The organism is Oleiphilus sp. HI0061 (assembly GCF_001635675.1).
Map to the genome: position 1 here is coordinate 1 of NZ_LWFE01000063.1, position 1,540 is coordinate 1,540.

At 46.2% G+C, this 1,540-nt stretch carries 2 protein-coding genes; both read right to left on the bottom strand.

All coding sequences use genetic code 11. From position 1 onward, the window contains the following. Positions 1-892: AAA family ATPase (locus tag A3735_RS00855; protein ID WP_156499285.1), on the bottom strand; the 892-nt coding region annotated here is incomplete at its 3' end. 10 nt (positions 893-902) lie between these two features. Then, positions 903-1,540 (bottom strand): exonuclease SbcCD subunit D C-terminal domain-containing protein (locus A3735_RS00860; RefSeq protein WP_197485557.1); only part of this gene is annotated, 638 nt, incomplete at its 5' end.

The window sequence follows — 1,540 nt, forward strand, 5'->3', positions numbered from 1 at the left end:
AGAGCACTCTCGCTGGTAGGGCTCTTTCAAGCCTTGCAAACTCGGGTGCTAAACTGTCGCAATATTGAACATGCGCATCGAGCGCTGAACGACACTGCTTATTACTCGCCTGCAATTTTTCAAGCTTTTCAATATGAGAAACCTGTGCCTGAATATCGCCTCTTTTAAGCAAAGCAGTCTTACGCTTTTCTTCGAGGGCCTGTTCTTCAGCATACAGTAATTCAAGCTCCTCGGGACTAGTCTGCTCTAGACCTTCCAACTTGGCCGTCAGTAGCGTGTGTCGCTCTTTTTCTTGTCGAAAGCGTTCAAACACCTCGCTAGAAACTCTGCCGTATATGTCCGTTCCCGTTAACTCTTCAAGAAGTTCTGCCCGGTCTCCCGAATTTGCATTGAGGAAGGCTGCAAAGCCACCTTGAGCCAGAAGCATGGATTTTGTAAAACGTGAAAAATCCAAGCCCGTTATTTCGGCGATATGTTCTAGTTTGTCGCGGAGCTTATCAGCAATAATTTTATCGCGCCCCTCCTCACCGGCCCCGAGTAGTGCTAGCTCAACTTTGGGGCTTTGTAATTTTCCATCAGCTTTGCTTCGCGCCCTTCTTACTTCCCAAAATGCGCGAAAAACCTGGTCACCCTTAACACTGAACTCCACCTCACACATGCATTCGTGACAATGACGAGTCATTACCTTCTCAGCAGGTGATGGTTCATTTAAACGCGGTGTTTGGTGGTATAAGGCAAGGCAAATTGCATCTAACAGCGTAGATTTTCCGGCACCAGTAGGCCCAGTGATTGCAAATAAACCGTTGCTTGCGAAAGGCTCCTGAGTGAAGTCAATAAACCACTCCCCTCGTAGAGAGTTGATGTTCTTAAGGCGAATACTTAGTATTTTCATAACTGCAGCTCTAGAGCTTGTCTCCTTGCTCAGCTTGTAGCAGCGCCTCTTTAAACATCTGTTGCAGACGGCTTTTTAGTGCATCATCGATTCCATCTGGCTCTAATGACAGCCGTTTTTCAAAGACTTCGCTTGCTTTAAGCTCCTGTAAACGTTCGCTACTTTCGGCGACCAGGCTTAACCCTTTTCGATTTCTGCTGCGCTTCAAACAAAGCACTTCGATATTGCTATCGACCACTAACTCTTCGATGCGTTTCTGAAGGTCTTCAAGATAATCCTGTTCTTCAACTTCTACCTCAAGCCAAATAGTCTCACTAAGGTCACCATTGCTTTCTGAACAATAAGCACTGCCATCACGACCGCCCTTCAACTCTGAAAGTTTAGTGCTAATCTCCTCGAGGTTTCCTTTTATTTTGTACAGCTGCTGAAAAACCGGTACATCTATGGCATCCACCGTCACACCAGCCTCATCAAACTCTACCACTTGCACTGACTTTTTCTGGTTTAGCTCGTCAAAGCTAAGCGGAATTGGCGAACCACTATAGTAGATATTGCCATTGCCCTTAATTTGCTGCTGTTTATGGATATGTCCCAGGGCAATGTAATCTGCCGAGGGAAATGATGATGCTGAAAACGCCTCCAAGGTGC